The 8,325-nt window shown below is 72.4% G+C and carries 6 protein-coding genes; 2 read left to right on the forward strand and 4 right to left on the reverse strand.

What is annotated here, in order from left to right; translation table 11 throughout:
• The coding region (gene eccCb, locus IE249_RS32985) for a type VII secretion protein EccCb (protein ID WP_229859786.1) at positions 1–2,968 on the forward strand (2,968 nt) is incomplete at its 5' end.
• Between the two features lie 97 nt (positions 2,969–3,065).
• Here the strand turns inward: eccCb and IE249_RS32990 are convergent.
• From IE249_RS32990 to eccB, 4 genes are all read right to left on the reverse strand, one after another.
• On the reverse strand, positions 3,066–3,368 hold the full coding sequence (locus tag IE249_RS32990; RefSeq protein WP_189710797.1) for a WXG100 family type VII secretion target: 303 nt from the start codon (positions 3,366–3,368) through the stop codon (positions 3,066–3,068).
• A 58-nt stretch (positions 3,369–3,426) separates the two neighbouring features.
• Complete coding sequence (locus IE249_RS32995) at positions 3,427–3,768, reverse strand: WXG100 family type VII secretion target (protein ID WP_189710799.1); 342 nt, start codon at positions 3,766–3,768, stop codon at positions 3,427–3,429.
• A 142-nt stretch (positions 3,769–3,910) separates the two neighbouring features.
• On the reverse strand, positions 3,911–5,167 hold the full coding sequence (gene mycP / locus IE249_RS33000) for a type VII secretion-associated serine protease mycosin (RefSeq protein ID WP_189710801.1): 1,257 nt from the start codon (positions 5,165–5,167) through the stop codon (positions 3,911–3,913).
• A 15-nt stretch (positions 5,168–5,182) separates the two neighbouring features.
• Positions 5,183–6,706 (reverse strand): type VII secretion protein EccB, encoded by a 1,524-nt coding sequence (gene eccB / locus IE249_RS33005; protein WP_189710803.1) that lies wholly within the window; start codon positions 6,704–6,706, stop codon positions 5,183–5,185.
• A 200-nt stretch (positions 6,707–6,906) separates the two neighbouring features.
• Here eccB and eccE point away from each other — a divergent pair, with 200 nt between their 5' ends.
• A complete protein-coding gene (gene eccE / locus IE249_RS33010; protein WP_189710805.1) occupies positions 6,907–8,253 on the forward strand; it encodes a type VII secretion protein EccE in 1,347 nt (448 codons plus the stop codon).
• Positions 8,254–8,325: the final 72 nt, after the last annotated feature.

Below are 8,325 nucleotides of genomic sequence, written 5' to 3' on the forward strand. Positions count from 1 at the left end.
GCAGGGGGTGACCCTCGTCGAGGTGGTGCCGGGCGAGCCGGCCGGCGCGGGCGGCGACCTCAACGTCGTCGTACGGCCCGGATCGCTGCGCCTGGAGTCGGCGGACGGCGCCGTCTACGAGGGGACGCCGGACGAGCTGTCGTACGAGAGCGCCGAGGCGCTGGCCCGCCAACTGGCTCCGCTGCGCGTGGCGTCGGGCGGCGACGACGGCGAACCGCTGCTGGCCAACCTTGAATTCACGGATCTGCTCGGCCTCGGGGACGCGTCGTCGGTGGACACCAAGCGGACCTGGCGGCCGCGGGCGCTGGCCGAGCGGCTGCGGGTGCCGATCGGCGTCGGCGAGGACGGCCGCCCGGTGATGCTGGACCTGAAGGAGGCCGCGCAGGAGGGCATGGGCCCGCACGGGCTGTGCGTCGGCGCCACCGGTTCCGGCAAGTCGGAACTGCTGCGCACCCTGGTCCTCGGCCTCGCGGTCACCCACTCCTCGGAGACGCTGAACTTCGTCCTCGCCGACTTCAAGGGCGGCGCCACCTTCGCCGGCATGGCGCAGATGCCGCACGTCGCGGCCGTCATCACCAACCTCGCGGACGACCTGACCCTGGTCGACCGCATGGGCGACTCCATCCGCGGCGAGCTCAACCGCCGCCAGGAACTGCTGCGCGACGCGGGCAACTACGCCAACATCCACGACTACGAGAAGGCGCGCGCGGCGGGCGCTCCGCTGCAGCCCATCCCGTCACTGGTCCTGGTGATCGACGAGTTCAGCGAACTGCTCACCGCCAAACCGGACTTCATCGAGATGTTCGTGCAGATCGGCCGCATCGGCCGGTCGCTGGGCGTGCACCTGCTGCTGGCCTCGCAGCGCCTGGAGGAGGGCCGGCTGCGCGGCCTGGAGACCTATCTGTCGTACCGGATCGGTCTGCGCACCTTCTCCGCGGCGGAGTCCCGGGCGGCGCTCGGGGTCCCGGACGCCTACGAGCTTCCCAACGTGCCCGGCTCGGGCTTCCTGAAGTACGGCACGGACGAGATGGTGCGGTTCAAGGCGGCCTACGTGTCCGGCGTGTACCGCACGGGCTCGCACCGTCCCGCGGCCGGGGGCGGGGCGCTGCCGGTGGACCGGCGGCCGGTGCTGTTCACCGCGGCCGAGGTGCCGGTCAGCTACGCGGCGCTGCCCCGGCAGCGGGTCTCGGGTGAGGGCGAGGTCGACGAGGCGCTCGCGGACACCGTGCTGGACGTGATCGTGCGCCGGCTGGAGGCGCAAGGGCCGGCCGCCCACCAGGTGTGGCTGCCGCCGCTGGACAGCCCGCCGTCGCTGGACGGGCTGCTGCCGGGGCTGGCGGCGGTGGAGGGCCGGGGGCTGACCCAGCCCGGGTACGAGGGCGCGGGACGGCTGGTGGTCCCCGTGGGTCTCCTCGACAAGCCCTACGAGCAGCGGCGCGACCCGCTGTGGCTGGACTTCTCCGGGGCGGCGGGCCACATGCAGATCGTCGGCGGCCCGCAGTCGGGCAAGTCGACCCTGGTCAGGTCGCTGATCTGCGCGTTCGCCCTCACCCACACTCCGCACGAGGTGCAGTTCTACGGGCTGGACTTCGGCGGCGGCGGCATGGCGGCGGTGGCCGGCCTGCCGCACGTGGGCGGGGTGGCGTCGCGGCTGGACCCGGAGCGGGTGCGGCGCACGGTCGCCGAGGTGTACGGCGTGCTGACCCGCCGTGAGGAGTACTTCCGCTCCTCGGGCATCCCGTCGATCGCGGACTTCCGCGCGCGCCGGGCCCGGGGGCAGATCACGGTCACCGACCAGCCGTGGGGCGACGTGTTCCTCGTCGTCGACGGCTGGGGCAACTTCCGGGCGGACTACGAGGCATTGGAGCCGCTCGTCCTGGACATGGCGGCCCGGGGTCTCGGCTACGGCATCCACGTGATCCTCACCGCGTCGCGGTCGATGGAGGTCCGGGCCAACATGAAGGACCACCTGATGAACCGGCTCGAGCTGCGGCTCGGCGACACCATGGACTCCGAGATCGACCGGAAGGTCGCCGCGAACGTGCCGGCCGGGGTGCCCGGGCGGGGCGTGTCGCCGCACAAGCTGCACTTCATGGCGGCGGTACCGCGTATCGACGGGCTGACCTCGGACACGGATCTGGCCGAGGCCACGCAGGCGCTGGCGGCGGAGGTGTCCCGGCACTGGCAGGCGCCGGGCGCGCCCGAGGTGCGGCTGCTGCCGCGCGAACTGCCCGCCGTCCAGCTGCCGTCGGGCGACCGGCATCCGGAGCGGGGGATCGCCTTCGCGCTCGACGAGGACAACTTGGAGCCGGTCTTCGTCGACTTCGAGCAGGACCCGTTCTTCCTGGTGTTCGGGGAGAGCGAGTCGGGCAAGTCGAACCTGCTGCGGCTGCTGATCAAGCAGTTGACGGAGCGGTATGCGGGCGACGAGTGCAAGCTGTTCGTCGTCGACAACCGGCGTTCGCTGCTGGACGTCACGCCCGCCTCGCACCTGGCGGAGTACATCCCGATGTCCAACGCCATGGACCATCACATGACGGCGCTCGCCGACCTGATGCGGCGCCGCACGCCGACGGCGGACGTGACGGCGCGTCAACTGCGCGAGCGAAGCTGGTGGAAGGGTCCGACGGTGTACGTGGTCGTGGACGACTACGACCTGGTGTCCACGTCCAGCGGGAATCCGCTCGCCGGTCTGACGGAGCTGCTGCCCTTCGCCCGTGACGTCGGCGTCCGCTTCATCATCGCCCGCTCCACGGCGGGCGCGGGCCGCGCGTCCTACGAGGCCTTCATGCAGCGCCTGCAGGAACTCGGCGCCCAGGGCGTGGTCCTGGCCGGCGATCCGGGCGAGGGCGACGTCCTCTCCGGAGTCCGCCCCCGCCCGATGCCCCCCGGCCGGGGCGTCTTCGTCTCCCGCCGAAGGGGCAAGCCGTTGGTGCAGACGGGGTTGGTCGAGGAGCAGCGGTACTGACATGCGGGAACCCCACGGGGTGGGCACCTCCCGCGCATGCCCACCCCCCGTGGGGTTCCGTCAGTTCACTGCCCGGCCGGCCGGCTGCCGGGCCGGCTCACTGGAAGTAGCTGGCGCCCTTGAGGTCCCCGGCGCGGTAGTCACCGCCGGCCTCGTGGATGCGCTGGCCGATGGTCACCAGTGCCTGGTGGATGCCGTTGGCGTGCGCGTCCCACTTCGTGTGCTGAGCCTTGAAGGCCTCGTGCGCCTCGCCGCCCCAGCCCTCGGCGATCTTCTGGACGTCGGCCTTGAGGGACTGGATGTCCTCTTCCAGCTTCTTGGCGATGGAGCCGAGTTCGGTCGTCAGCGCGTCAAGGGTGCCGTACTTTACGGCGAGGTCCTGGTTGTGGACGTTCGTCATGGGTGCCCCGTCTCGTCTTTCGGGTCGGTCTTCGGTGGTCGGCCGGGAGGCCGGGGAGTCAGTAGCTCGTGAGCGCCGAGGTCTTGCCGCCCAGGTCCTGCACGTCGATCTGGTGGATCTTGCTGTGCAGTTCCTGCTCGAGGCTCTCCTTGTCCTTGCGGTTGATGTTGACCCCCTCGAGCACCTGCTCGAGCATGTTTCCGAGGGCGACCACGTGGTCGTTGATGTCCGACTGCTTGCGGTCGAAGGCCGCGGCGCCCTGACCCGTCCAGTTGCTCTGGATCATGTCGATGGTGCCCTGGAGCCGGGCGAGCTGGCCCTTGATGGACTCGTACTTGTGGACGATGGACTTCTCGAGCCTGAGGACTTCAGCGCTGTCGAGCTTACGGCCGTCGGCCATGTGGGTGCTCCTTCTCGTCGATCGGTGAACGCGGACCGTTCACCTTTTCCGCGCGCGACGCGATCACTCTAGCCAGACCCTGCGACAGCCCGAGCGCTCACAAGCACGGGCAATGCTGCGGGACTTGGCTCGTTTCCGGGTTTCATTCCCCGGTCGCCGTGAGTCGGGTGCGTCTTTTGCGGGCGTCTCGGGTGGCTATGGCTGTGCCGGTGAGGGCGGCGGTGAGGACTGCCGTGGATACGGCGATGTACGTGGCCAGGCGGGCGTTGCGTTCATCGGGGGTCTCGCCGAGCCGGAGGCGGGCCGGGGTGGGGGGCTGGGCCTTGGTGAGGCCGTCCTGGGGGGCCGGGGACTCGGTGGGGTGGTCGTCCTCGGTCAGGGCGCGGACCGGGTCGACCACGCCCCAGCCGACGAGGCGGTCGTGGCCGGCGATGGTGCGCTCGGCGGTCTGCTCGATCTGGGCGACCACCTCGCGGGCGGTCCAGTCGGGGTGCTTGGCCTTGATGAGCGCGGCGACGCCGGCGACGTAAGGCGCGGAGAAGCTGGTGCCGTTGTCGGAGCAGTGACCGCCCTTGGGGACCGTGGAGATCATGTCGACGCCGGGCGCGGCGACGCCGACGAAGTCACCGGACTGGGAGAAGGCGGCGCGTTCGTTGTTGCGGTCGGATGCCGCGACGGCGAGGACTCCGTCGTAGGAGGCGGGGTAGGTCTGCTTGACGTTGCCGCCGAGGCCGTCGTTGCCCGCTGAGGCGACCACGACGATGTTCCGCGCCAGCGCCGCGTCGACGGCCTGCCGCAGCGAGGGGGCCGGTTCGACGGCGTTGGAGGTGTCCTGCGAGATGTTGATCACGTCGGCCTTGGCGCCGATCGCGTACCGGATCGCGTCGGCCAGGGTCTTGGCCGTGCCGTGGCCCTCCGCGTCGTTCTGCTTGAGCGGGATGATGGTGGCCTCGGGCGCCAGCCCGACGAATCCGCTGCCCTTCATGGGGCGGGCCGCGATGATGCCGGCGACCTTGGTGCCGTGTCCGACCGTGTCGGTGGTGGCGCCGGCCCCGGCGCCCTCGACCTTCTTGCCCTTGTCGTCCTTGGGGGGCAGGAAGTTCTTGCCGCTCCTGGCGTCGACCGCGTCCGTGAGCTGACGGTTCTTCACGTCGACGCCGGTGTCGATCACGGCGACGCGTACGCCCTTCCCCTCGGACTGGCCCCACAGCTCGTCCAGGTTGACCCGCTGGAGGGCCCAAGGCCGGCCCGGGTAGGTCTTGTTGGGGAAGGTGCACTGGTCGGAGAAGGAGTCGTCGGCCGCCGCGCGGGGGGTGAGCAGGGTGGCCGTGGCGAGCAGGCCCGCGGCCGCCACCGTGCTCGCGCGCAGGGCCTGTGCGGTCCAGGAAGGGTGCGCCATGGTGTGCGTCCTCCCCTACGAGCCCTGCGGCTGGCGCGCCGCGGCCGTCGAGAGCCGGGGACCGGTGGGCAGGAACTCTGACCACGCGGCGGGCACCGGTGCCGGGTTCACACCGGAGTACCCGAGCCGGGTCTGCGCCTCCTGCGCCTCCTGCTGCAACTGCCGGCGCTCCTTGGCCGTCGTACCGATGCCCGCGTCGTCGGTGGCGCTGTCGGAGTTGGACTGCAGCACGTAGCGCAGCCCGGTGTCGGTGACGAGGAAGACGGGGCCCGCCTTGGTCTCCCGGCCCTGGAACTGGCGGTACACCTGGCCTGACCCGGGGGTGACGTAGGCGCTGGCGGAGCCGATGGGCAGCGGGGCGGGGAAGTCGGTGCCCGCCCAGGTGCTGAGGGTGGTGCCGCCGTTCCCGGCGTCCACGCCGTCCAGGACGTTGCAGATCGTGCTGCGGCTGCCGGGCCGGTCGGAGGCGTCGTTGACGGGCACGGGGCTCTCGGTGGGCCACTGGTGCCCGGTGCCGAACGCCCGGCCCGGCTGGAGCGCGCCCGGGCTGACCGCCCGCGCCTGTCCGGCCTGGCCGAGCTTGGCCAGGTCCTTGCTGAACAGCAGCAGTTGGGCGACGAAGGCGGACACCGGCGCGACCCTGCCGGGCAGCACCACGTAGTACTGCTCCTTGGTGTTGTCGGCCGCCTTGAGCACCATGCCGACCTTGTTCACCGAGGGGTCGAGCTGGCCCGGCGCCCCGGCGGGCGCGCCCGGGACGCCGTCGATCACCGGGAAGCGGATGCGGTCGCCCGTGTGCAGGGTCGCCAGCCACTGGCCGGACACCCGCTCCGGTTCGCGGCCCGAGCCGACGACGGCGCGCAGCAGCAGCTCGTCGTTGGCGGACACCCGGTACGCCGTGCCGCTCGCGTCCACGACGTACCGCTTCTTCTCCGGGTCGACCACGTAGAGGAGTTCGCCGCCGTGCAGCCGCTGCGGGCCCTTGGTCCGGGACATGTCGCGTGCGGCGAGCACCAGGGCGGCCTTCTGGATGGAGCGGCCGCCGGCGCTCGGGCGCTCGCACACCACCCACTGCTTGGCGGCGGCGGCCTCCTTGTCCGAGGGCAGCCGGTCGGGGGCGTAGGGGATGCCGATGGTCACGCCGTGCGGGATTCTGCCGCTGTCGAGCACCGACTCCGCGACCGTGACGACCTCGCCCTGGCCGGGGTTGAGCAGGAGCTTCGCCGACGCCATGTTGAGGACCGGGTGGAGCTGGACCTTGCCGTCGGTCTTGAGGACCACGTAACGGGTGGTCGACTTGCTGGCGACGATCACCTTTTCGTTGGGCGTGTCCCAGCCCTGCGGCGCCGTCGGCCTGAACATCCCCCAGGCCCCGAAGACGGCCATCACGACCACACCCACGATGGTGCCCGGCAGTACCGCCCGCATGGGCCGCGGCGCCCCCTCCTCCGAGCCGTCCGGCGACGACTGGACGAAGGACGCGAGCATACGGCGCTTCGCGAAGGTGTAGGCGTTGAGCTGGTCCCGCCGAGATGCCATCTGCGCTTGTCTCTCCCCGTGTTCCGCCCGGCCGCACTCGAGGGCGGGGCACGTCCCCCGCCTCTCGCTGTCGGACCGAGCCCCTACTATGCCTGGTGTCCGCGGGGGTTCGCGGGGCGGGTAGGGTGCCCCGGTCCTCAAGGGCCCTGTGCGGTGCTGGAATAGCTGGTGAGTTGTGAGCAAATCGGGGGGATGAAGTGATGGCTTCCGGGACGCGGACCCGATCCCGCGACCGGGCGCGCACGGGGGGTTCCCCGGCGCCCGGCCGGTCACCGGAGGGGCCCTCGCCCGCGCCGGGCGGCCGGCCCTCCCCCGCCGGTCCCCTCAGCCTCCGGCCGCGGCCGGGACGGTCCGGCGCGTTCCGGCTGCAACGGCTCGTCCTGCTGGAGATCGCGGCCGCCGTGCTGCTCACCGGATGGGCGGCCGGGCCCGTCGCGCTGGTGCCGGCGGCCGTCGTCGCCGTGGTCCTCGTACTGCTCGCCGTCGTCCGCCGCCGCGGCCGTTCACTGCCCGAATGGCTCGGCACGGCAAGGGCGTTGCGGGCACGGCAGCGCCGGGCGGCGTCCCTGGTGATACCCGCGGGCACGGAGCCGGGGCTGGCCCCCGCCGTCGAATGCGACCCGGCGCTGCGGACCTGTTCCTACGGCGGCTCGGAGGACGGCCGGGAGCGGCGTCCCGTCGGCATGGCCGGGGACGGCACCTTCCTCAGCGCCGTCGTCCAGGTCGAGGCCGACGTCACCGCGCTGCGGGCGGAGCGGGGTCGGCAGCCGCTGCCGGTCGGGCTGGTGCGGGACGCCCTCGAGGTGGACGGCATCCGGCTGGAGTCGGCGCAGATCGTGCTGCACACCCAGCCCGCGCCCGCGCTGCACCTGCCGCAGCACTCGGTGGCCGTGACCAACTACGCCCCGCTGCAGGCGCAGACGGGCGCCCCGGCGGTGCGGATCACCTGGATCGCGCTGAAGCTCGACCCGGAGCTGTGCCAGGAGGCCGTGGCCGCGCGGGGCGGCGGGCTGGTGGGTGCGCAGAAGTGTCTCGCGCGTGTGGCCGGCCATCTGGCCAGCAGGCTCACCGGAGCCGGGTTCCGTGCGACCGTGCTCGACGAGGAGGAGCTGACGGCGGCCATCGCCACCTCCGCGTGCGCCAATCCGCTGGTGACCGCGGAGGCGGGGCGTACGGAGGCACGGGAGCGGCGCACGGAGGAGTCCGGGCGCAGCTGGCGCTGCGACAACCGCCGGCACACCACGTACTGGGTCCGGCGCTGGCCCCAACTGGGCGAGCGGGGCACGTCGTTGCCGCAGTTCGTGGCGCTGCTGACGGCGGTGCCCGCGCTCGCCACGACGTTCAGCCTCACGCTGTGGCCCGGCGACCGCCAGGAGACCTCGCTGTGCGGGCACCTGCGGGTGACCGGCCGCAGCGACGACGAACTCGTCGCCGCTCGGCGGGCGTTGGAGGACGCCGCCCGGCAGGCCGGCGCCGGTCTCGCCCGGCTGGACCGGGAACAGGTGCCCGGCATGCTCGCCACGCTGCCCCTCGGAGGTGCCCGTTGACCGCCATCACCACCCAGCCGGCCGGCACGGGCGGGGCCGCCGGGCTTTCCGTTCCCGGCCCCGTGCCGGCCC

This window comes from Streptomyces anandii JCM 4720 (genome assembly GCF_014650655.1).
In the GTDB taxonomy this organism is placed as follows: Bacteria; Actinomycetota; Actinomycetes; order Streptomycetales; family Streptomycetaceae; genus Streptomyces; species Streptomyces anandii.